We start from the raw sequence: 21,741 nt of genomic DNA, 5'->3' as shown, positions 1-21,741 counted from the left end.
ACTCTGCCCTACCCGGTTGCGCGGCGCAGAGCGGGCCCGACGCGGGCGTACGGGCCGTGAGTCGCCGGAGCGGGCCCCGGTCGCCGGTCAGCCGCGGTGGCGTACCTCGGTGTCCCAGATCGCGGCCCAGGGACGCCGCAGGCCGCGGCAGACCCAGATCGGCCCGCCGTTCTCGTCGTTGTCGACCTCGACCCGCTGGTCCACCCGGCCGGCGAGGGTGACCTCGGAGAACCAGCTGCGCAGCCGGTCCGGCCGCGTGAACCCGACCGCGAGCACCACGTCCGCGGTCTCCGGCGGGCGGCCGAAGGCGGCCATGCTGTTGTGGCCGGAGTAGGCGGGCGGCAGGTCGCGCGCCGGGCCGTACCGGGCCACGGCGCCGGCCTCGCCGTAGTTGGCGGTGAGGATGACGGCCCGCTGCCGCTGGTCGGCGGGGAGGCCACGGTGGACGGTGGCAAGCGAGTCGGCGAAGGCGGGCCAGCCGATGGTCTCGCCGGCGTCGTAGTTGGCCGCGACGACGAAGCCGGGCAGCCGGTCGGCGGGCAGGACCGGCAGCAGCAGCACCGCGCTGCTGACAGCGGTCAGCACGGCGCCCACGGTCAGCAGGGCCCGGCGCGGCAGCACGCGACCCCGGGCGGCCCAGCCGGCGGTGACGATCGCCCCGGCGGCGGTGAGCACCAGCAGCAGCGGGGCGTCGTAGTAGCCCTTGCCACCGGCGAGCAGCACGATGGCGACCACCACCAGCCAGGCCCACCCGACGGCCCGGTAAGCCCGCCAGGCCGGCCGGCGCAGCAGCGTCACCAGCCCGGCGACCCAGATCGGCACCGTGAAGGGGCTGATGATGACGACCTGGAGGACGAGCGCGTCGAGCCGGCCACTGTAGGAGCTGTCGCCGCCGGCGATCGAGGCGGCCACCGACAGCTGCGGGAAGCCGTGTGCCGCCTGCCATGCCACGGTCGGCGCGGCGAGCAGCAGGAAGACGGCCGCGGCAGCGAGCACCCACCGGTCGCGCAGCAGCGGCCGCGGCCCGGCGATCAGGAGCCCGGCCAGCAGGCCCACGGCGAGCAGGGCCGGCAGCAGCTTGTTGAGCATGCCGACGCCGAGCGCGAGCCCGACGCCAAGAGCCCAACGGCTGTCCCCGGTGCGCAGCATCCGCACCGTGCCCAGCGCGGCCGCCAACCAGACCAGCAGGTCGACGCTGGTGGTGCTGAGCAGGTGACCGCCGGCGAGGACGATGCCGGCGGTCGCGGCGAGAAACGCGGCGTAGGTCTGCGCGCCTCGCCCGGCGCCGAACTCGCGGGCGATCGCGGCGACCAGCAGGACCGCCGCGCCGCCGATCAGCGCCGACGGGGTGCGCAGCGCCACCAGGCTGCCCGGGGCGATCGTGTCCGTCAGCCGGGCCAGCGCCGGGACCAGGGGGCCCTGGTCGACGTAGCCCCAGTCGAGGTGCTGGCCGCAGAGCAGGAAGTACAGCTCGTCGCGGTGGTAGCCGTAGCGGCCGGAGAGCAGAAGGAGCACTGCCGTCGTGGCCGCCGCGACCGCCCAGGGGCCGGTGGCCTGGGGACCACGTGGGCGGGGACGGTCGTCCGCGGGCGTCGCGCGGCGGGGTGTCCGGGCGGCGACATCGGCGACGGGATCGGCCATCCGCACATCATCGCCCCGCACGGCCGGCCCGCGCTGCCCCGTTGGGGGTGGATCCCGCGGGCGTCCGCCGGCCTCCCGCGGTGGGTCAGGTCCGCGTCGGGACGCGCAGTCGGCCGTCGACCATCTCGGCGATTTTGTCGACGCGGTCGAGGTGCCCCCGGTCGTGGGTGACCAGGACGGTGGCGGTGCCGCGCTGCCGGGTGAGCTCGGTGAGCAGGTCGATGATCGCCGCGCCGCGTTCGTGGTCCAGCGCGCTGGTGGGCTCGTCGACGAGCAGCACCGCCGGGTCGTTCATCAGGGCGCGGGCGATGTTGACCCGCTGGCGTTGCCCGCCGGAGAGCTGGTGCGGGCGGCGGTCGGCCTGCCCGGTCAGCCCTACCGCGGCCAGCAACCGGGCGGCGCGGTCGCGTCCGGCGCGGCGGGAACCGCCGCTGAGGTGGGCGATCACCTGCAACTGTTCGGCGGCGGTCAGCGAGGCGATGAGGTTGGGCTGCTGGAAGACGATTCCGACCTTCGCGCGTCGCAGGGCGGTCGTCTGGCGCCGGCTGAGGCCGGTGGTGTCGGTGCCGGCGATGACGACCCGGCCCGAGTCGGGGGTGATCAGGGTGGCGGCCACCGCCAGCAGGCTGGACTTGCCGGATCCGGACGGGCCGATGACGGCGGTGGTGGTGCCGGCCGGCACGCTCAGGCTGACGTGGTCGAGCGCGGTCAGCCGGGTGTCCCCGTCGGGGTAGGTCAGCGTGACGTCGGACAGGTCGAGGCTCATCGGGCGCTCCCCAGGGCGGTCAGCGGGTCGACGGAGGTGATGCGGCGGACGGAGAGGGCGGCGCCGGCCGCGCCGAGCGTGATCGTCACGGCGGCCGGCAGCAGGACGGATCCGGCGGTGAGCGCGAACGGCACGGCGCCGGCCGCCGCGGCGCCGATCGCGACGGCGAGCCCGGTGCCGACGGCCGTGCCGGCGAGCAACAGCGCCAGGGCCTGCCCGAGGGCGTCGCGCAGCAGGTGGCCGGTGGTGGCGCCGAGCGCCTTCAGCACGGCGATGTCGGGGCCGCGCTGGATGGTCCACACGGTGAAGAACGCGCCGATGACCAGGGCGGAGATCGCGAACAGCATGCCGCGCATGAGCTGGAGCGAGCCGTTCTCGGCGGTGTGCGAGCCGATCGCGGACAGCGCCGCCGTACGGGTCACGGTGCGGGTGTCCAGCTGCCGGTCGGCGTCGGCCAGGTCGGCGTCGGGGGCGGTGGTCAGCGCGATGACGGTGGCGGAGTCGTCGGCGGCGCCGGGGGCCAGGTGCTGCCAGTCGGCCAGGTCGGTCCAGATGACCGGGGTGTGGCTGTGGGAGGCGTCGCCGGCCACCGCGGCGACGGTCAGTCGCCGACCGCCGACGACCACGTCCTGGCCCGGCCGGGCGGCCAGGGCCTCGGCCGCCCCCTCGGACAGCACGGCCTGCCCGGCGGCGACGGCGCCGGGGGCCAGGTGCGAGTCGGGCGCGACGCCGAACGCGGACAGCGCGGCGGTGCGGTCGCCAGCGCTGACCCTGGTGGTGGTGATGCCGAGTGGGTTGGCGCTGCGCACCCCCGGGACGGCCCGCCAGCGCAGCCACTGCTCCCGGGTGACGGTCGACTCGGTGAAGGAGAGCTTCTGCCCGTCGGCCGGAGCGGAGAACACCAGGTGGTCGGCGGGCAGGTCGGTGATGGCCGAGGTGCTGTCCCGGCCCAACCCGGCGGTCAGGCCGGACAGCAGGACGACCAGCAGCGTCATCAGCGTCACGACCGTTCCCATCAGGGCGAACCGGCCCTTGGCGAACCGCAGATCTCTCCACGCGACGAACACGAGCGCAGCAACCTTCCGTTGGTGGGCGGGGCCGCGGTGGCGGCCCGGCACCAACCCTCGCCCGATCCACGCCGGTCGGCATCGCGCTGCGGATCGTGCCGGTGGCGTCGAAGTGCGCACGTCAGGATCAACCCTTTGGTTGATGGCGGCGGCCGTGCACGCCCTAGCCTGGAGTCATCGTGAACCCGGAATCGCTCACCCGGCCGCTGCGCGTGCTGCGCGTCTGCCTGCACCTGCTGGTCGGGGGTCTGCTCGTGGTGGTCGCCGGACGTGCCCTGGCGGGGCAGGCCCCGCACCGCGCCGCCGTGCTCGCCGCGTCGGCGGCGCTGGCCGTCGGCTACGCCGTCGGTGCCGCGTTGCCGCCGGTCCGCCGGTCCCGTCGCGCGGCGGCGGCGTGGCTGGCGGCGCTGACCGTCGGGTGGCTGGTGCTGCTCGGCCTGACCCCGGACGGGGTGTGGCTCGCGTTCCCCCTGTTCCTGCTGCACCTGCACCTGCTGCCGGTCCGGTGGGGGCTCGTCGCGGTGGCGGCGACGACGGCGGCGGCGGTGGGTGGTGTGGTCGCCCACCAGGGGGCCGTCACACCGGGCGTGGTGCTCGGGCCGGTCCTCGGCGCCGCCGTCTCCGTCGGCACGGTGCTGGGCTACCAGGCGTTGTACCGGGAGAGCGAACACCGCCGGCGGTTGATCGAGCAGCTGACCGCCACCCGCGGCGAGCTGGCCGCCGCCGAGCACGCCGCCGGCGTCCTGGCCGAACGCGAACGCCTGGCCCGCGAGATCCACGACACCCTCGCGCAGGGGCTGTCCAGCATCCAACTGCTGCTGCGCGCCGCCCAGCGGGCCCTGCCGGAGCGGGTGGACGTCGCCGGCGACCACGTCGAGCAGGCCCGCCGGACGGCGCAGGACAACCTGGTGGAGGCCCGACGGTTCGTGCGTGCCCTGGCGCCGCCCGGTCTCGACGGCGGCTCGCTGTCGGCGGCGCTGCGGCGGCTGTGCGCCACGACCGCCGCCCGCTCTGGGCTGGCGGTGGACTGTGACCTCGACGGGACGGCGGTGCGTCTGCCCACCCCGCATGAGGTGGCGCTGCTGCGCATCGCCCAGTCCGCGTTGGCCAACGCCGTGCGCCACGCCGGGGCCACCCGCGTCGAGGTGACGCTGCGATACCAAAAGGACGGCGTCGTCCTGGCCGTGGTCGACGACGGCAGTGGCTTCGACCCCGGCGCCGTCGCCGGTCGCGGTGACGGCGGGTTCGGGCTGGCGGCGATGCGGGCGCGGGCCGAGGAGCTGGGTGGCACGCTGACCGTGGAGTCGACGCCCGGCCGGGGCACCGCGCTGACCGTCGCCTTCGCCCACCCGCGCGACGGGGCACCGGCGGGCGCATGAGCGATCCGATCCGGCTGCTGCTGGCCGACGACCACCCGGTCGTCCGGGCCGGCCTGCGCGCCGTCCTCGCCACCGAACCCGACCTCGAGGTGGTCGCCGAGGCCGCCACCGCCGAGCAGGCCGTCGCGCTCGCCGAACCGGACCGGGTGGACGTGGTGCTGATGGACCTGCAGTTCGGTGCGGGCATGCACGGCGCCGAGGCCACCGCCGCCATCACCGCGCGGGCGGGCGGCCCGGTCGTGCTGGTGCTGACCACGTACGACACGGACGCCGACATCCTCGCCGCGGTCGAGGCCGGCGCGTCGGGGTATCTACTCAAGGACGCCCCGCCCGAGGAACTCGCCGCGGCGGTGCGCGCCGCCGCCGCCGGCAGGTCGGCTCTCGCCCCGGCGGTCGCCCACCGGCTGATGGACCGGATGCGCGCTCCGGGCACCGCGTTGAGCCGTCGCGAGACCGAGGTCCTCCAGCTCGTCGCCGACGGGCTGTCCAACCAGCAGATCAGCAGGCGGCTGCACGTCAGCCACGCCACCGTCAAGACGCACCTGGTCCACGTCTACGGCAAGCTCGGGGTCGATTCCCGTACCGCCGCCGTCGCCGCCGCCCGGGCCCGCGGGTTGATCCGCCGCTGACCGGCGGGCGACGTCGGGGGATGACAGGAGTCGCCGCCGCCGCGAGGATGACCGGGTGAGAAACGAGCCGATCGGGCTGGCGAGCGCGCTCGCCAGCTTCACCGAGCTGTGGAGCCCGCGCGTCGTCACCCGGGTCAACGACTACGACGTGCGGATCGCGAAGGTCGCCGGCGAGCACGTCTGGCACGCGCACGACGACACCGACGAGTTCTTCCTGGTGCTGGAGGGAGAGCTGCGCATCGCCCTGCGCGACGGCGACGGCGGCGCCGAGCGGGAGGTGGTGCTGCCCCGGGGCGCGGTGCACGTGGTGCCGCGCGGGGTGGAGCACCGCCCGTCGTCGCCGGGTGGCGCGTCGATCCTGATGTTCGAGCCGTCGGGCACCTCCAGCGTCGGGGACCGGCACGACCCGGTCCCCGACCACGTGGACGCCACGACGGGTCACCCGCTGTGACCGTTCACCGCGCGGCGGTCGCGAGGGCGCCGTCGCGTGGCGCCGTGGTGAGTCGTCGTACGCCGGGCACGACGGCGGTGCCGGCGCAGGCGACGAGGACCAGCACGCCCGCCGTGAGCAGCGGCATGCCCTCGCCCCAGGCCCGCGCCGCGATCGGCGCGAGGGCGTAACCCAGCGGCATCGCGCCGAGGGAGACCAGCCAGTCGTACGAGGTGACGCGGGCGAGGACGTGGGGCGGGAACTGCCCCTGCACGACGGTCTCCCACACGGGGTTGAGGTAGCCGAGGGCGGTCAGCGCGACGCCGTAGGCGACGACGACCAGCGGGGCGGGGGCGGCGACGGCGAGCAGGGCCAGCGGCGCGGCGTAGCTGGCGAGGCCGAGGTTGGCCACCAGCACCGGGCGGCGGGGGCGGATCCGGGCGGCGAGCAGCGAGCCGACGAGCATGCCCACCGCGCCGGCCTGGAGCATCAGCACCCAGACGCCCTCGCCGCCGAGGCGTCCCACGGCGACCGCCGGGCCGAGGGTCGTCAGGACGGCGGCGGCGCCGTTCCAGACGCCGTGGCCGAGCAGGCTGGTCCAGAACCAGTCGCGGCTGCGGACCTCCCGCCAACCGTGGGTCAGGTCGGCGAGGATGCTTCGTTTCGGCATCGGGACGTGGCGGACCCGGACGACCGCGAGCAGCAGCGCGCTGAGCGCGAACGTCGCGGCGTCGAGGACGAACGCCCAGCCGGGGCCGGCGGCCCAGATCAGCGCGCCCGCGAGGGCGGGCCCGGCGAGGCGGCTGGCGTTGGCGGTGACGCCCATCAGCGCGTTGGCCTGTTGCCGTTGCGTCGCGTCGACGGTGCCGGCGACCAGGGGCGAGGCGGTGGGCAGGGCGAACGCGCCGGCGGCGCCGCCGACGGCGGCGGCCACCGCGATCACGCCGAGCGACGCCTGGCCGAGGAGTTCGAGGCCGACGACGAGTTGCGCGAGGCAGCGTACGAGGTCGGCGAGGATCGCGACGCGGCGGGCGTCGAGTCGGTCGGCGAGCACGCCGCCGAGGGGCAGCAGGAGCAGGCGGGGCACCATCGCGCAGGCCAGCACGAGGGCGAGGGCACCGGTCGAGCCGGTCGCGCGGAGCACGGCCAGGGCCAGGGCGGCGGGCACGACGGCGTCGCCGACGGCGGAGACGGTGCGGCCGAGGAAGAGCAGCCGGAACGGGCGTACGCGGAGCGGATGAGTCACCGCACCATCATACTTCGACGTCGAATCTTTCGACAACGAATATTTTGGCGGCGACATAGGGTGGGTCCATGACCGACCACGACCGCGTCGACCGCCACGTCGAGCGCTGGCTGCCGATCCTGCCGACCCTCGACCCCGACGTCGAAGGCGCGGTGACGCGGATGCAGTTCCTCACCCGGCACCTGCGCGAGGTCAAGGAGCGGACCCTCGTCGACCTGGACCTGCAGGGCCACGAGTACGACACCCTGCACGCCCTGGCCGGCCGAGGGGGCCGGGCCGCCCCGTCGGACCTGGCGCGTGACATGGCGATGGCTCCCGCCTCCGTCACCGCCCGCGTCGACGCGCTGGTCCGGCGCGGCTTCGTGCACCGGATCCCGTCCACCACCGACCGGCGGCGGGTCGACGTGGAGCTGACCGAGGCGGGCCGGGCCGCCTGGCGGGGGGCCATGGACGTCGGCGGCGCCGAGGAGCACCGGCTGCTGGCCGCCCTCGCCCCGGACGAGCGGCGACTGCTGTCCGACCTGCTGCGCCGGGTCGTGCTGCGCGCCGAGGCCCCGGGCGACTGACCAGCGGGCGGAAATGCCGTGGCGGCGGGCGTACGCCGGCTGGCAGGGTGACCGGCATGACAGCGCAGGCTCTGGCGGGAGCGCTCGCCGACGACGTACGACGGCGGGTCTTCGCGGCGATCGTGTTGGGCGACGCCGACGCCCCGGCGGTGGCCGAGCGCACCGGGTTGCCCGCCCGGCAGGTGGTCACCGCGGTCCGGCGGCTCGTCGACGCGTGCCTGGTGGCCGACGACGACGGCGAGCTGCGGGTGGACGCCGACCGGCTGCGGGAGGCCGCCCGCACGCCGGCGGAGCCCCGACCGGCGGGGGAGCCCGCGGACCGGGTGCTGCGCACGTTCCTGCGCGACGGCGCCCTGGTCGGGCTGCCGGCGCAGCGCGGCCGGCGGCGGGTGCTGCTGGCGCACGTCGCGACGTCCTTCGAGCCGGGGGTGCGCTATCCGGAGCGGGCGGTGGACGAGGTGCTGCGGCGGTGGTGCGAGGGCGGGGGTTCCGACCACGTGACGCTGCGGCGGTACCTGGTCGACGAGCAGTTGCTGGCCCGGGAGCAGGGCGTCTACTGGCGCATCGGCGGCTGATCGTCCGCGCCGCGAACCGTCTGCCCCCGGACCACCCGCCGTGGCGGCGGATATTCCCTTGCCCGGCCCGTGATGATCGACGGGTGACGACGACAGACTGGACCGTGGCCCCGACCCATCCCGACCACCCGGACGCGGCGGTCCTGCTCGAGGCGTACTACGAGGAGATGGTCCGCCGCTACCACGGCCGGCCGGTCCGCCCGGGCGAGGTCGCGGCGGCGATGGCCGACGACCCGAGCCACGACCTGACCGCCCCCACCGGGTTCCTCCTCGTCGCCCACCGCGACGGACGCCCGGCCGCCTGCGCCGGGCTGCGGTTCCGGCCGGACTGGGCGGAGCTGACCCGGGTGTACGTGCGTCCCGCGCACCGCGGTCGCGGCGGTGGCGCGTTCCTGCTCGCCGCCGTCGAGGAACGGGCCCGCGCCGCCGGCGTCGCCCGGATCCGGCTGGACACCCGCAGCGACCTCGTCGAGGCCCGCGCCCTGTACGCCCGGCACGGCTACCGGGAGATCTCGGCGTACAACGACGGCGTCTACGCCGAGCACTGGTTCGAGAAGGTCCTCCAGTTGACGACGGCAGCGCCACGCGCTAAATAGAGAAGTGGCAAGTTGAGTCACTAGGACTCAACTTAGGACCTTCGGCCAGGAGAACCGAGGAGGCAGGACCATGTTGATGCGCACCGACCCGTTCCGTGAGATCGACCGGCTCACCGAGCACTTCTTCGGCACCGCCGCGCGCCCCGCGGTCATGCCGTTGGACGCCTACCGCGACGGTGACTGGTTCTACGCGGCGTTCGACCTGCCCGGCGTCGACCCGGACAGCATCGACTGCACGGTGGAGCGCAACGTGCTGACCGTCCGGGCGGAGCGGCGCCGGCCCACCGGCGACAGCGTCGAGCTCGTCGCCGCCGAACGCCCGATGGGCACCTTCACCCGGCGGCTGTTCCTCGGCGACACCCTCGACACCGACAGGCTCGAGGCCGGCTACGACAACGGCGTGCTGACCCTGCGGATCCCGGTGGCGGAGCGGGCCAAGCCCCGCCGCGTCACCATCACCGCCACCGCTGACGGCAACGGCCGCAAGCAGATCAACGCCTGAGCATCCGCCGGGGGCGGGGCGGCCGGCGCCGGCCGCCCCGCCCCCGGGTCACGACCCGGGACAGGCCGGGTGGCGCGCCGCGGGCGGATAGAGCGCGGCCAGGGCGTGCGCGGTGGCGGTGAGCCGGTCGCGCAGCTCGGCCGGCGCGAGCACCTCCACCTGCGCGCCGAGCTTGAGCAGTTCCACGTGGCCGTGCTTCACCGACTCGATCGGCACCGTCGTGTGCACCCAGCCGGCCGGGTCCGGCTCGGAGGCCGCCGCCCGCGCCGCCCGGCTCATCGCCGGCGGCAGGACGTGCGCCGCCAGCTCCAGCGCGGCCATCGTTATCCGCACCCGGGCCTCGTCCCGGTACACGCCGCGCTCGTACCGGTCGGCGTGCTCCTGCCAGCAGCGGGCCAGGTCGAAGCCGTCCGGGCGGTCGAACCGTTCGTCGAGGACGGTCAGCGCCAGGACCGCCGCGACCCGGTAGGTGCGCACCTGCCCGTCCGCGTCGGCCACCAGGTACCAGCGGCCGGCCTTGAGCACCACGCCCAGCGGAGCCAGCGTCCGGGTCACCTCCCGCGGGGCCTTCCACCGTCGGTAGCGCACCTCGACGCGCCGGTCCTCCCACACCGCCCGGGCCAGCTCGGCCAGGTGCGGCGTGGGTTCGGGCTCCCGGAACCAGGTGGGGGCGTCGAGGTGGAACCGCTGCCGGATCCGGCCGCCCCGGTCGGCCAGCTCCGCCGGCAGGGCGGCGCGCAGCTTCAGCTCGGCGGCGGCGAGCACCGACCCGAGGCCCAGCTCGGCGGCGGGGCCGGGCATGCCGGCCAGGGACAGCGCCTCCGCCTCGCCGGCGGTCAACCCGGTGAGGCGGGTGCGGTAGCCGTCCACCAGCCGGTAACCGCCGGCGGGGCCGCGATCGGCGTAGACCGGCACCCCGGCGGCGCCGAGCGACTCCACGTCCCGGTAGACGGTGCGCACCGACACCTCCAGGGCCTCGGCCAGCTCCGGGGCTGTCATCCGACCCCGGGTCTGCAGGAGCAGCAGCAGGGAGACCAGCCGACTCGCGCGCACCGCCCGACCGTACCGCCCCCGGGCGGCGGCAGACCGGTCGCCGGGGGCGGTCGAGCCGTGCCGGGGCACCCTCGTGATGGCCACGCAACGGCGCCTGGTTCGCCGAGGCGGTCGGCTTCCGCCGGCGCTGGCGGATGGTCGACGAGCCGGCGGCGGTGCCGATCACGTATGGCGCGCCTCCTCCCGTTTGCCAGCCGGAGCTGGGAACCTTTTTCACATGCTGTCCCCGAACGTCCCGGCGCGGTCCCGCCAGTCGCCCCCGCCAGCCCTGCCCGTCGGGCCCACCGACTTCACCGAGGCGTGGCTGCGCAACCGGCGGCTGTCCGAGCACACCCGCGACGCGTACCGGCGGGACGTCGCCGGGTGGCTCGCCTGGTGCGCCGCCCGTGAGCTGGACCCGCTGCACGCGAACTTTTTGCACGTCAACGAGTACGCCCGGGGGCTGGAGGCGACGCTGGCCGCGCGCAGCGGCAAGCCGCTCACCCCGGCCACGGTCGCCCGCCGGCTCTCGGCCCTGTCGAGCTGGTACGACTTCCTGGTCAAGCTGCGGGCCGTGGACGCCAACCCGGTCGCCGGCGCCGACCGGCCCCGCATCGACCGGGACCACTCCGCCACCGTGGGGCTCAGCCCGGAGGAGGTGGACGCGCTGCTCGCCGCCGCCGAGGCCGACACGGGGCCGACCGCCGCCCGCAACCGTGCCGCGATCGCGCTGCTGGCCGACCTCGGGCTGCGCGTCGGGGAGCTGGTCTCGCTCGACCTGACCGACCTCGGCGCCGAGCGGGGCCACCGCAGCGTCCGGTTCGTCGGCAAGGGCGGCAAGTCCCGCCGCCGCGCCCTGACCCCCGGCACCGCGTACGCGGTCGACGCGTACCTGGCCCAGCGGGCTGCCGCCCAGGGCGTGGCGGTGCACGAGCTGACCGGCCCGCTGCTGGTCACCGCGACCGGGGCCCGGCTGGACCGGCACGCCGTGTTCCGGCTGGTGCGCCGGCTGGCCCGGGCGGCCGGCATCGCGGCCTGGGCGAAGCTGTCGCCGCACTCGCTGCGGCACGCCTTCGCCACCACCGCCCGGGCCGAGGGGGTCCCGCTGGAGGACGTGCAGGACGCGATGGGCCACGCCGACCCGCGCACCACCCGCCGCTACGACCGGGACCGGCACAACCTCGACCGCGACCCCGCGTACGCCATCTGGGCGGCCCGGGCCCGCCGCCGCGGCTGACACCGACGTCCGCGCGCCCGGTGGTGCCGCGCGGCGTTTTCTTCGCGCGCGGCACCACCGGGCGCCTGCCGTGGGCCGCAGTCGGACGAGGGCACGGAAGGCCCGGCCGCCCTGCGGGTGGCCGCCGCCTGGACTGGGTCAGCCCTGCGGGCGGGGGCAGATGCAGAACGGCTGCCCGGCCGGGTCGGTCAGTACCACCCACCGGTCGCCGCCGGGCTGGAAGTCCGGCTTCGTGGCACCGGCGGCGACGAACTCCTTCTCGGCCTGCGCGAGGTCGTCGACGTACAGGTCGAGGTGGTAGCGCTTGCCGGCGTCCTCGTCCGGCCAGGACGGCGGCCGGTACCCCTCGACCAGGCCGAAGCCCACGGCCACGCCCCCGGCGGTGACCATCGCGTACTCCGGCTGGCTGTGGGTGATCTCCCCACCGAGGACGCGCTGCCAGAACGCGGCGTGGGCGACGGGGTCGGGGCTGTCGAGGTTGACCATGGCGAGGTCGGCGGTGACTGTCATGCCCGACAGTCTGCCGCGCGTACCTGACATCCACTGTCAGGTACGCGCCCACCTCGCGGCGGTCTACGGGTCCGCGAGGGCGAGCAGGCGGCTCAGCGCGCCGATGCCCTCCTGGGTTCCGGCCGCGACCAGCACGTCGCCGTGGGCGAGGACGTGCCGGTCCCCGGGTGCCGTGATCGTCCGGCCCGCGCGGAGCACGGCGATGACGGTCACACCGCCGGTACGCGCGACGGCCTCGGCCAGGGGCCGGCCGTCGTAGGGCGACGCGGCCGTGACCGGCAGCTCGGCGACGCTGATCGCCTCGGGGTGCCGCTCCAGGTGCGTGACGTGGTCGACGGTGGCGACCGGGTGCAGCAGCTCGGCCACCTCCTGCGCCTCCGCGGGGCTGAGCGACAGCGACCGCTCGACGGTGTCCGGATCGCCGGGCGCGTACAGGACGAGGTCGCGTCGCCCGCCGCGGTGGCAGATGACCCCGAGCAACTGCCCCTCGCGGGTGTGCACGGTGTAGCCGACGCCGATGCCGGGCAGCGGGACACGTTCGATCTGCATCATTGCCTCCTGTCCTGGGGCGGTGCGGTGTGCGCCTGGCCGGTCTCGCCGAACCAGGTGGCCAGCCGCCCGGCGCGCGCGACGGCCCGCAGGCGCCGTTCGGTGGCGTCGCGTACGGGTGGGGTGGTGAGCACGACGATCTGGTCCCCGACGCGTAGCCGGGTGTGGTGGTCGGGCACGAAGGTGTCGTCGCCGCGGACGACGAGGGTGGTCGCGGCGGGCGGCGGCAGCCGCAGCTCGGGCAGGTAGACGCCGTGCAGGCGGGAGCCGGCCTCGACGGTGACGTGGATGAGGTCGGCGTCCATGGCGTCCAGCGGCGCCAGTTCGATCTGCAGGTCGGGCCCGACGTCGCGCGACGCGAGGCGGAGCCGGCGCGCCAGCCAGGGCAGCGTGGGCGCCTGGATGACCGTGAACACCACGACGAGCACGAAGACGATGTTGAAGACCTGCTCGCTGCCCGGAGTTCCCGCGACGACCGGAATGGTGGCCAGCACGATCGGCACGGCGCCGCGGAGCCCGGCCCACGACAGGAAGGCCTGTTCGCGCAGGGGGATGCGAAACGCGGCCAGCGAGACCAGCACGGACGCGGGCCGGGCGAGCAGCAGCAGGGCCGTGCCGACCACGATCGCGGGGACGATCGCGGCGGGCAGCTCGCTGGGCGTGGCCAGCAGGCCGAGCATCACGAACAGGCCGATCTGGGCGATCCAGCCCAGCCCCTCGGCGACCGAGTGGGTGGCTCGCCGGTGTGCCAGTCCGGCGTTGCCGAGCACCAGCCCCGCCAGGTAGGCGGCGAGGAACCCGCTGGTCTGGGTCAGGCCGGCGACCGCGAACGCCAGCACTCCGCAGGCGACCGTCGCGATGGGGTTCAGGCCGGAGGTCGGCAGGGTCAGCCGCCGCAGCAGCCACACGCCGGCCGCCCCGGTCACCACGCCGATCGCGCCGCCGGCGACCAGCTGGTAGGCCATCGTGCCGATCAGCGGCAGGGGGGCGACGGTGTCGAGGGTGGCGGCGCTGAAGGTGAGCACCAGGATCAGCGTCGGGGCGTCGTTGAGCCCCGATTCGGCCTCCACCAGGCTTGTCAGTCGTCGGGGCAGCGGCACCGACCGCAGGACGGAGAACACCGCCGCCGCGTCGGTGGACGACACGATCGCCCCCAGCAGCAGCGCCATCCGCCAGTCGACGTCCAGCAGCAGGTACGCCGCCCCCGCGGTGACCGCGACGCTGACGAACACGCCGACGGTGGCCAGCACCGACGCGGGCGCCAGCACGCCGCGTACGTCGCTGAACCTGGTGGTCAGGCCGCCCTCCACCAGGATGACCGCCAGCGCCGCCAGGCCCAGGGCCTGCGCCAGGGCCGCGTCGTCGAAGGGGAAGCCGGCGACGTCCTGGCCCAGCAGCAGGCCGACGCCGAGGTACGCCAGCAGGACCGGCATGCCCAGCCGGGTGGCCAGCCGGGCCGCGCCGACGCTGGCCAGGACCACGCCGGTGCCGACGGCCAGCGTCACGTACAGCTCGCCGAGGTTCACGTCGACCCCCTCGCGCCCGCCCCGGGCGCGTCGTCGCGCCCGCCCCGGGGGCCGGCTACGCGGCGAAGTAGCGCAGCCACACGTAACCCCAGGCGATCACCGTGGTCAGCACCGTGGTGACGATGCCGTACCGGGTGAACTGCCAGAAGCTGATCGGCTCGCCGGCGCGGGCCGCGATGCCCAGCACGACGATGTTGGCGCTGGCCGCCACGGCCGTGCCGTTGCCGCCCAGGTCGGCGCCGAGGGCGAAGGACCACCACAGCGCCTCGCCGGTGACGGGATCCGGGGCGCCGGCGACGAGGTTCTCCACGATCGGCGCCATGGTCGCCGTGTAGGGGATGTTGTCGAAGAACGCGCCGAGCACCGCCGAGCCGAAGATCAGGCCGGTGGCCGCCGTGAGGTAGTTGTCGCCGACGGCGTCGCTGGCCCATTCCCCGATCAGCCCGATCACCCCGGTCTCGGTGAGGCCGGCGACCATCACGAACAGCCCGGTGAAGAAGACCAGCGTCGGCCACTCGACCTCGGCGAGGTAGGCCGACGTGTCCGCCCGGGTCACCAGGACCATCAGCCCGGCGCCGAGCAGCGCGACGACGGCCACGTCGACGTGGATCACCGTGTGCAGCATGAACCCGGCCATCACCAGGCCGAGCACGACCAGGCAGCGGACCAGCATCCTCGGGTCGGTGATGGCGGCGCGGGCGTCCATTTTACGTACGGCCTCGAACCGTTCGGGGTGGTGCACGAACGAGCGGCGGAACATGACCCGCGCCAGCACCAGGAACGCGAGGAACATCAGCAGCGTGACCGGCGCCATGTGCACCAGGAAGTCGTTGAAGCTCAGCCCGGCCCGGCTACCGATGATGATGTTGGGCGGGTCGCCGATCAGGGTCGCGGCGCCGGCGATGTTGGAGGCGAGCACCTCGGCGATCAGGTACGGCGCGGCGGGGACGCCCAGCCGGCGGCACACCGAGATGGTGATCGGGGCGACCAGCATGACGGTGGTGACGTTGTCCAGGAACGGCGACAGGGCGGCGGTGATCGCCATGAGCAGCACCATCAGCCGGTACGGGCGCCCCCGTGAGCGCTGTGCCGCCCAGATCGCCAGGAACTCGAACACCCCGGTTTGTTTGATCACCCCGACGATGATCATCATGCCGAGGAGCAGGAAGATGACGTCCCAGTCGATGCCGGCGTGCTGCTCGTAGAACACGTGCGACCCGGGCACGAGCCCGAGCAGGGCCATCAGGCCGGCGGCGCCCAGCACCACCGCGACCCGGTTGATCTTCTCTGTGGCGATGAACACGAACGCGACCACGAAGATGGCGGTCGCGGCCAGGGCGGGCCAGACGCTCACGGTCGCCCGCCCGGCGGGCCGTTCTCCGTGCTGGTGGGCCGGTGCCCACAGGCGAGGATCGCGGCTTCCGGTGGCACGGGTGCTGACAGCACCAGGTGACGGTTCACGGGGTCCTCCCAGGAGGGGTTCGGCGCAACGGGGCAGCGCACCGGCAGGCGGTGCGTCCGGGTGCGCAGGAGTGGGGCCCGGGCGTCCGGGCCTGTCTTCATGGTCATTCGCCCGGTGCGGGCCGACATCGGGGCTGACACCCATTTGCCGCCGTCGCCCCGCCGGCGGCCCCGCCCGGCGCACGTCGCGGCAGCTCGCGGCGGCTAAATGGGTGCGGGCACGCATTTACACCACGCGCGCCGCCGGGCAGGCTGGATCATGAAGAGGGGACCGCTGCGGAGCGTGACCGCCCGCCGGCCTGCGGACAATTTGCCGATGTCGGCGCGGGCCGGCGGGGCACCAGGGCCGGGGAGGGGAGGCGTCGTCGTGTCGCTGTTCTGGCGGATCTTCCTGCTCAACGCGGCGGTGCTCGTGACCGCCACGTTGCTGCTGCTCGGCCCGGTCACGGTCTCCACCCCGGTGCTGCTCACCGAGGCCGTCGTCCTGGCCGTGGGCCTCGCCGCGATGCTGGTCGCCAACGCCGCGCTGCTGCGGGTCGGCCTGGCGCCGCTGCGCCGCCTGACCCGGGCCATGACCACCATCGACCTGCTCCAGCCCGAGCCGCGCCCGGTCCCGGCCGGGCAGGCCGGCATCGCGGAGCTGATCCGCGCCTTCAACGCCATGATCGACCGTCTGGAGGCGGAACGGGCGACCAGCGCGGCCGCCGCCCTGTCCGCCCAGGAGGCCGAGCGCCGCCGTATCGCCCAGGAGCTGCACGACGAGGTCGGCCAGACGCTGACCGCGGTCCTGCTCGAACTGAAACAGGTCGCCCGCCACGCGCCCGCCCCGGTTCGCGCGCAGCTCGCCCAGGTGCAGGAGACCACCCGCGACAGCCTCGACGAGATCCGCCGCATCGCCCGCCGGCTACGCCCCGGGGTGCTGGAGGAACTCGGCCTGATCAGCGCCCTGAAGGCGCTCGTGACGGAGGTCACCGGGCACACCGAGCTGGCCGTGCGCCTGCACCTCGGCGCGGACCTGCCGGCCCTCGACGGCGAGGCCGAACTGGTGATCTACCGGGTCGCCCAGGAGGCCCTCACCAACACCGTCCGGCACGCCAGGGCCACCACCGTCGAGGTGTCCCTGGCCGCTCAGCCGGGCCACGTGCAGCTGCGTATCCGCGACGACGGCCGGGGCATCGGCGACGCGGCCGAGGGCGCCGGCATCCGCGGTATGCGCGAGCGGGCCCTGCTCATCGGCGCCCCGCTCGCCGTGACCCCCGGCCCGGCCGGCGGCACCGAGGTGCGGCTGCGGGTGCCGCTGACCGACCGGGACGGCCGGCCGTGACGACCCGCATCCTGCTCGCCGACGACCACGCCCTGGTGCGCCGCGGGGTCCGGCTCATCCTCGACAGCGAACCGGACCTGACGGTCGTGGCCGAGGCCGGCGACGGCGCGGAGGCCGTCGCCCTGGCCCAGGCCGAGCGCCCCGACCTGGCCATCCTCGACATCGCCATGCCCCGGATGACCGGCCTGCAGGCGGCCCGGGAGCTGTCCCGGCAGCAGCCGGACCTGCGCATCCTCATCCTGACGATGTACGACAACGAGCAGTACTTCTTCGAGGCCCTCAAGGTCGGTGCCAACGGCTACGTGCTCAAGTCCGTCGCCGACCGTGACCTGGTGGAGGCCTGCCGCGCCGCCGTACGCGACGAGCCGTTCCTCTATCCCGGCGCGATCAACGCCCTCATCCGCACCTATCTGGAACGCACCGCCCGGGGCGAGAGCCTGCCGGCGCGGGCCATCACCGAACGGGAGGAGGAGATCCTCAAGCTCGTCGCCGAGGGCCACTCGTCGAAGGAGATCGCCCGCCTGCTGTTCATCAGCGTCAAGACCGTCGAACGGCACCGGGCCAACCTGCTGCAGAAGCTCGGCCTCCGGGACCGGCTCGAGTTGACCCGCTACGCCATCCGGGCCGGCCTCATCGAGCCGTGAGGCGGCCCGGCGGAGCGGGCCCTTCCGGGTGGGCGCGTCGGCGAGCTCGCGCCGACGGTGGGCGCGTCGGCGGGCTCGCGGGGCACGCGCCGACGGAGGGACGACGGGGCGCCCGTCCGGGCCGGGCCGGCTTTTCCTGCGGGCGGCCCCACCGGTTCTCTACGGTCGACGGGTGGGCGCTGAGCAGCCGTGGAGCCGGCCGGCCCGGCGGCGCCGCCCGATGCGCACCGGGCTGGTGTTCGCGGGCGTCGCCGTGCTGCTGTGCTGCGTCGGGGTGGCCGGGCTGGGCGCCTGGAACGTGCAGGTGGTCACGCAGGCCAGTGGTCCGGTGCGGGAGACCGCCGACGGGTTCCTGCGCTCCGTCGCCGCGGGCGACACCGACGGCGCGTACGACCGGCTCTGCGCCGACGCGCGCTCCCGGTGGAGCCCGATCGGGTTCACCAGTTGGCTGCGCACGCCGCCGGTGGTCAGCGGCTACGAGATCCTCGACGTGTCGGTGGCGACGCGCGGCGGCCGCCCGCAGGGCACGGTGACGGTGCGGCTGACCCGCGACAGCGGGCTGACCGAGGAGCGGAAGCTGTCGGTGGTGCGGGAGGGCGGCGACTGGCGGGTGTGCGGCGACCCGTACTGACGGGTCAGCGGCGCGGGCCGAGCTCGCCGGCCCGGTAGTGCCGCCGGCACAGCACCTGGTAGCGCACCTCGGCGCTGTCCACCGTGTCGCCGATGACGACCTGTTCGCCCTCGCGGACGACCCGCCCGCCGACCACCCGGGCGTTGAGCAGCCCTTCCCGGCCGCACCAGCAGAGCACCTCGACCTGGATGCGGGCCACCTCGTCGGCGAGTTCGAACAGCCGTTGCGCGGCCGGGAACAGGCAGGACCGGAAGTCGGTGGCCAGCCCGAACGCGTACACGTCGACGTCGTAGCTGTCGACCAGCTCGGCCATCTGCTCGATGTGCTCGAGGTTGTAGAAGGAGGCCTCGTCGCAGATGAGGTAGTCGACGCGGACCCCCTCGGCCCACGTGTCGCGCACCAGCGTGCGCAGGTCGAGGTCGTCGGTGACCTCGACGGCCTCGTGGGCCAGCCCGATGCGGGTGGTGACCTGCGGGCCCAACGAGCGGTCGATGCGGGTGGTGACCAGGCCACGGCGGCCCTGCCGGGCGTGGTTGTGGTTCATCTGCAACGCCATCGTGGACTTGCCGCAGTCCATCGGCCCCCAGAAGAACTTCAACGCCGCGGCGTGCAGCGGACGCCCGTCCACGCCCCGCGCCGCGGCGCACCCGGCGGGGGAGTCGTCGGGGCCCAGCGGCGGGCGCGCCAGACAGGTCGGGGCGGCGGCGTGGTCGGTCACGGTCGGGCAGCCTAGCTGATCGACGTCCCCCGATCAGGTTGGTGCGGTCCGCGCTGCCTCACAGCACCCGGGGCGGGGTGTTGCCGGCGGCGACGATCGCGCGGCGGATCGGCACGGCCAGCAGCAGCAGGAACCCGACGACGAAGAAGATGAGCAGGGAGACCAGGCCCACCCGGTACGAGGACGTCAGCTGGAACACCAGGCCGAAGGCCAGCGGGCCGAGCCAACTGGTGCCCTTGTCGCTGATCTCGTAGAAGCCGTAGTACTCGCCCTCCTTGCCGGCGGGGATGAGCTGGCTGAACAGCGACCGGCTCAGCGCCTGGCTGCCGCCGAGCACCAGGCCGATGGCCGCGCCGAGAACCATGAACGGCAGCGGCGCCTCGGCGGGCAGCCGGAACGCGCCGAGGATCACTCCGGTCCACAGCACCAGGCTGATCAGGACGGTCTTCCAGGCGCCGATGCGCTTGGCGAGCGCGCCGAGCAGCAGCGCGCCGCCGAAGGCGAGGAACTGCACCAGCAGGATGGTCACGATCAGGGTGCTCTGGCCGAGCTTCAGCTCCTCGGTGCCGTACTGGCTGGCCAGGGCGATGACGGTCTGGATGCCGTCGTTGTAGATCAGGAACGCGAGCAGGAAGAACAGCGTCAGCGGGTACGCCTTGATCTCCCGCAGGGTGCGGCCGAGCTGCCGGAACCCGTCGGTGACCGGGTTGCCGCCGGCCAGCGCGGCGGCGGTGGGGTGTTCGCGCAGCCAGCGCAGCGGAACCAGGGTGAACGCCGCCCACCACAGCCCGGCGGACACGATCGACCAGCGGGCCAGGTCGAGGGTGCGCTGGTGGTTGCCCTCCTCGCCGAGCATGCTGACCGCGACCAGGTTGAGTGCCAGCAGCAGGCCGCCGCCGAGGTAGCCGAGGGCCCAGCCGCGGCTGGAGATGCCGTCGCGGTCGTCGGGGCCGCCGAGCTGCGGCAGGAACGAGTTGTAGACCACGACGCCGGCGCCGAAGGCGATGTTGGCGACGAGGAACAGCAGCCCGCCGAGCAGGTACCGGTCGCCGGTGACGAAGAGCATGCCGACGGTGGCGCCGGCGCCGGTGAAGGCCGCCGCGGCGAGCAACCGCTTCTTGTGCGCCGACCGGTCGGCGACCGCCCCGATGACGGGCAGCACGAACACGGTGAGGAACACCGACAACGACACCAGGTACGGGAAGTACGAGCCGGCGGCGACCTTGATGCCCAGCGGGTACACGTACCCGGTGCAGGTGTCGGCGCCGAGTTCGCAGCCGGCGGCCAGTTCGGTGACGGTGGTCAGGAACGGGCCGAGGAACACGGTGATCACCGTGGTGGAGAAGGCGGACATCGCCCAGTCGTAGAAGTACCAGCCGGTGCGTTCGCGGCGGGTGCTCGCCGGGGCGGGGGTGTCGCCGACCGTGGGGGTGGCGGTCTCGGCCATCGGGGGTCCTTCGGCGCTCAGGCGGCCCAGTGGCCGCGGCTGCGGTAGACGTCGCGCAGCACGCCGACGTGATCGGTCATGATGCCATCCACACCAAGATCAAGTAACTCGTGCATCTCGGCAGGTTCGTCGATCGTCCAAACGTGCACCTGCAGGCCGAGTCGGTGGGCGTAGCGCAGGAACCGGCGGTCCACCACACGCACCCTCCCGTAGCGCACCGGCACCTGGGCGGCGACGACCGACGGGGGCAGCCGCAGCGCCCGGCCGGTCAGCGAGGCCATCCGCAGCCGGGCCACCCCGCGCATGCCGAGGCTGGTGGCGATCCGGCCCCCGGTGCTGGCGCGCAGCCGGGCCAGCCGGGCGTCGCTGAACGAGGCGAGCAGCACCCGGTCGCCGGCGTTGGCGCGCCCGACCGTGGCCACGGTCGGGTCGACGCCGCCGTCGGCCTTGACGTCGATGTTGAACCGGACCCCGGGCCAGGCGTCGAGGACCTCGTCGAGGCGGGGCACCACGGCGGCGCCGCCGACGCGTACCGAGGCCAGGTCCGCCCAGCGCAGGTCGGCGATGCGCCCCGGCTCGCCGGTGACCCGCGTCAGGGTGGCGTCGTGGAAGACCACCGCCACGCCGTCGGCGGTGCCGTGCACGTCGGTCTCCACGTACCGGTAGCCGAGCCCGATCGCGCGGGCGAACGCCGCGGCGGTGTTCTCGTCGCCCTCGGCGGCGCCGCCGCGGTGGGCGAAGGCCAGCGGCGCGGGGGCGTCGAGGTAGGGGTGACGGGTCAGCACGCGACGCAGTATGCCGGTCTCCGGTTGCCGCGCGGCGACCAGCCCGTGACCGTTGATCGCCGGTGCGGACCGCTTTCCGGGGCGGCCGCCGCGCAAGCCCACGGGCGTGCGCCGAACCCACGGTCGCGCCGGTCGTTCGCTCACAGGCTGTCACGCCGCATGGATTACTCAGCGTGCGGGGGCGTCAGGTCCGGGCGGGTGCCGGTTCTGCCCCTTTGCTCTGCAGCCCTATGCGCACCACCCCGTTGGCCTGCGGGTTCTCCCCGGGGCTTGGCGCTGGCCGCTGTCCACGGGTCTCACTCTCGGTGGCCGGTGCGTCGATGGGTGCAGAGCAAAGGGGCCGACAGGGGTCCTCCAGTGGGAGTGACCGCCTGTGCGCTGAGTGACGATTCAGGTGGCAGGACAGGTTCGCACGACAAGGCGGCCGCCGCGTGGGGTGGCGGGCGGCGCGCGGCGCGCGCTCCGGCTGCGGCCGGGACG

Annotated in this window: 23 protein-coding genes; 11 read left to right on the top strand and 12 right to left on the bottom strand. The window is 74.6% G+C overall.

All coding sequences use genetic code 11. From position 1 onward, the window contains the following. Positions 1 to 87: 87 nt before the first annotated feature. The 3 genes from ACGF5G_RS12415 to ACGF5G_RS12405 all read right to left on the bottom strand — a co-directional run bounded on the left by ACGF5G_RS12415 (position 88) and on the right by ACGF5G_RS12405 (position 3,474). Positions 88 to 1,641, bottom strand: coding sequence for an ArnT family glycosyltransferase (locus ACGF5G_RS12415; protein WP_393261907.1), 1,554 nt, complete (start codon positions 1,639 to 1,641; stop codon positions 88 to 90). An 85-nt stretch (positions 1,642 to 1,726) separates the two neighbouring features. Then, positions 1,727 to 2,407: an ABC transporter ATP-binding protein gene (locus ACGF5G_RS12410; RefSeq protein ID WP_393261904.1), complete on the bottom strand. Its 681-nt coding sequence runs from the start codon at positions 2,405 to 2,407 to the stop codon at positions 1,727 to 1,729. Continuing rightward, positions 2,404 to 3,474, bottom strand: a complete 1,071-nt coding sequence (locus ACGF5G_RS12405) for an ABC transporter permease (RefSeq protein WP_393261901.1) — start codon at positions 3,472 to 3,474, stop codon at positions 2,404 to 2,406. Before ACGF5G_RS12405 ends, ACGF5G_RS12410 begins: the two co-directional genes overlap by 4 nt. Before the next feature lie 179 nt (positions 3,475 to 3,653). Here ACGF5G_RS12405 and ACGF5G_RS12400 point away from each other — a divergent pair, with 179 nt between their 5' ends. From ACGF5G_RS12400 to ACGF5G_RS12390, 3 genes are read left to right on the top strand one after another with little or no spacing between them, the layout of a single operon-like run. Next, a complete protein-coding gene (locus ACGF5G_RS12400; RefSeq protein WP_393261900.1) occupies positions 3,654 to 4,853 on the top strand; it encodes a sensor histidine kinase in 1,200 nt (399 codons plus the stop codon). After that, the gene (locus ACGF5G_RS12395) at positions 4,850 to 5,482 is read left to right on the top strand and encodes a response regulator (RefSeq protein WP_393261898.1); all 633 of its coding nucleotides are present in this window, start codon (positions 4,850 to 4,852) and stop codon (positions 5,480 to 5,482) included. The genes ACGF5G_RS12400 and ACGF5G_RS12395 overlap by 4 nt, the downstream gene beginning before the upstream one ends. 55 nt (positions 5,483 to 5,537) lie before the next feature. Then, positions 5,538 to 5,933, top strand: a complete 396-nt coding sequence (locus tag ACGF5G_RS12390; protein ID WP_393261895.1) for a cupin domain-containing protein — start codon at positions 5,538 to 5,540, stop codon at positions 5,931 to 5,933. 4 nt (positions 5,934 to 5,937) lie between these two features. Here the strand turns inward: ACGF5G_RS12390 and ACGF5G_RS12385 are convergent, their stop codons facing one another. Further along, entirely contained in the window at positions 5,938 to 7,158 is a 1,221-nt protein-coding gene (locus tag ACGF5G_RS12385) for an MFS transporter (protein WP_393261893.1), read from the bottom strand. A 68-nt stretch (positions 7,159 to 7,226) separates the two neighbouring features. On the opposite strand from ACGF5G_RS12385, the gene ACGF5G_RS12380 reads away from it, so the two are divergent. The 4 genes from ACGF5G_RS12380 (at position 7,227) to ACGF5G_RS12365 (ending at position 9,397) form a co-directional block, all read left to right on the top strand. Continuing rightward, entirely contained in the window at positions 7,227 to 7,724 is a 498-nt protein-coding gene (locus ACGF5G_RS12380) for a MarR family winged helix-turn-helix transcriptional regulator (RefSeq protein ID WP_393261891.1), read from the top strand. 56 nt (positions 7,725 to 7,780) lie between these two features. Next, on the top strand, positions 7,781 to 8,299 hold the full coding sequence (locus ACGF5G_RS12375) for a DUF2087 domain-containing protein (protein WP_393261888.1): 519 nt from the start codon (positions 7,781 to 7,783) through the stop codon (positions 8,297 to 8,299). Between the two features lie 83 nt (positions 8,300 to 8,382). Next, positions 8,383 to 8,895 carry a GNAT family N-acetyltransferase gene (locus ACGF5G_RS12370; protein WP_393261885.1) on the top strand — a complete coding sequence of 171 codons (513 nt, stop codon included), beginning with the start codon at positions 8,383 to 8,385 and terminating at the stop codon, positions 8,893 to 8,895. Positions 8,896 to 8,965: 70 nt separating this feature from the next. Continuing rightward, positions 8,966 to 9,397 carry an Hsp20/alpha crystallin family protein gene (locus ACGF5G_RS12365; RefSeq protein ID WP_393261883.1) on the top strand — a complete coding sequence of 144 codons (432 nt, stop codon included), beginning with the start codon at positions 8,966 to 8,968 and terminating at the stop codon, positions 9,395 to 9,397. 48 nt (positions 9,398 to 9,445) lie between these two features. Here ACGF5G_RS12365 and ACGF5G_RS12360 read toward each other — a convergent pair whose 3' ends face one another. After that, on the bottom strand, positions 9,446 to 10,450 hold the full coding sequence (locus tag ACGF5G_RS12360; RefSeq protein WP_393261880.1) for a helix-turn-helix transcriptional regulator: 1,005 nt from the start codon (positions 10,448 to 10,450) through the stop codon (positions 9,446 to 9,448). Positions 10,451 to 10,667: 217 nt separating this feature from the next. Between ACGF5G_RS12360 and ACGF5G_RS12355 the strand changes: the two genes are divergently transcribed. Then, positions 10,668 to 11,666 (top strand): tyrosine-type recombinase/integrase, encoded by a 999-nt coding sequence (locus ACGF5G_RS12355; protein ID WP_393261877.1) that lies wholly within the window; start codon positions 10,668 to 10,670, stop codon positions 11,664 to 11,666. A gap of 138 nt (positions 11,667 to 11,804) precedes the next feature. On the opposite strand, the gene ACGF5G_RS12350 is transcribed toward ACGF5G_RS12355, so the two are convergent. The 4 genes from ACGF5G_RS12350 to ACGF5G_RS12335 form a co-directional block, all read right to left on the bottom strand. Beyond that, positions 11,805 to 12,176: a VOC family protein gene (locus ACGF5G_RS12350; RefSeq protein ID WP_393261874.1), complete on the bottom strand. Its 372-nt coding sequence runs from the start codon at positions 12,174 to 12,176 to the stop codon at positions 11,805 to 11,807. Between the two features lie 63 nt (positions 12,177 to 12,239). Beyond that, positions 12,240 to 12,725 carry a cation:proton antiporter regulatory subunit gene (locus tag ACGF5G_RS12345; RefSeq protein WP_393261872.1) on the bottom strand — a complete coding sequence of 162 codons (486 nt, stop codon included), beginning with the start codon at positions 12,723 to 12,725 and terminating at the stop codon, positions 12,240 to 12,242. Further along, positions 12,725 to 14,251 (bottom strand): potassium/proton antiporter, encoded by a 1,527-nt coding sequence (locus ACGF5G_RS12340; RefSeq protein ID WP_393261869.1) that lies wholly within the window; start codon positions 14,249 to 14,251, stop codon positions 12,725 to 12,727. Before ACGF5G_RS12340 ends, ACGF5G_RS12345 begins: the two co-directional genes overlap by 1 nt. Before the next feature lie 55 nt (positions 14,252 to 14,306). Then, positions 14,307 to 15,605, bottom strand: coding sequence for an SLC13 family permease (locus ACGF5G_RS12335; RefSeq protein WP_393261866.1), 1,299 nt, complete (start codon positions 15,603 to 15,605; stop codon positions 14,307 to 14,309). Positions 15,606 to 16,079: 474 nt separating this feature from the next. Between ACGF5G_RS12335 and ACGF5G_RS12330 the strand changes: the two genes are divergently transcribed. From ACGF5G_RS12330 to ACGF5G_RS12320, 3 genes are all read left to right on the top strand, one after another. After that, the gene (locus ACGF5G_RS12330) at positions 16,080 to 17,036 is read left to right on the top strand and encodes a HAMP domain-containing sensor histidine kinase (protein WP_393261863.1); all 957 of its coding nucleotides are present in this window, start codon (positions 16,080 to 16,082) and stop codon (positions 17,034 to 17,036) included. Then, positions 17,033 to 17,680, top strand: coding sequence for a response regulator transcription factor (locus ACGF5G_RS12325; protein WP_350705562.1), 648 nt, complete (start codon positions 17,033 to 17,035; stop codon positions 17,678 to 17,680). Before ACGF5G_RS12330 ends, ACGF5G_RS12325 begins: the two co-directional genes overlap by 4 nt. 172 nt (positions 17,681 to 17,852) lie before the next feature. Continuing rightward, positions 17,853 to 18,311 carry a hypothetical protein gene (locus ACGF5G_RS12320; protein ID WP_393261859.1) on the top strand — a complete coding sequence of 153 codons (459 nt, stop codon included), beginning with the start codon at positions 17,853 to 17,855 and terminating at the stop codon, positions 18,309 to 18,311. 4 nt (positions 18,312 to 18,315) lie between these two features. On the opposite strand, the gene ACGF5G_RS12315 is transcribed toward ACGF5G_RS12320, so the two are convergent. Genes ACGF5G_RS12315 through ACGF5G_RS12305 form a run of 3 tightly spaced genes read right to left on the bottom strand, consistent with a single transcriptional unit; the run spans position 18,316 to position 21,261 of the window. Next, positions 18,316 to 19,029, bottom strand: a complete 714-nt coding sequence (locus ACGF5G_RS12315; protein ID WP_357697327.1) for a thymidine kinase — start codon at positions 19,027 to 19,029, stop codon at positions 18,316 to 18,318. 58 nt (positions 19,030 to 19,087) lie between these two features. Beyond that, positions 19,088 to 20,476: an MFS transporter gene (locus tag ACGF5G_RS12310; protein WP_393261857.1), complete on the bottom strand. Its 1,389-nt coding sequence runs from the start codon at positions 20,474 to 20,476 to the stop codon at positions 19,088 to 19,090. 17 nt (positions 20,477 to 20,493) lie between these two features. Then, positions 20,494 to 21,261 (bottom strand): glycerophosphodiester phosphodiesterase, encoded by a 768-nt coding sequence (locus ACGF5G_RS12305; RefSeq protein WP_393261855.1) that lies wholly within the window; start codon positions 21,259 to 21,261, stop codon positions 20,494 to 20,496. Positions 21,262 to 21,741 lie beyond the last annotated feature (480 nt).

The organism is Micromonospora sp. NPDC047730 (assembly GCF_043204765.1).
Classification (GTDB): domain Bacteria; phylum Actinomycetota; class Actinomycetes; order Mycobacteriales; family Micromonosporaceae; genus Micromonospora.
Note: the sequence above shows the minus strand (reverse complement) of the source record. Positions and strands in the feature narration are given on the sequence as shown.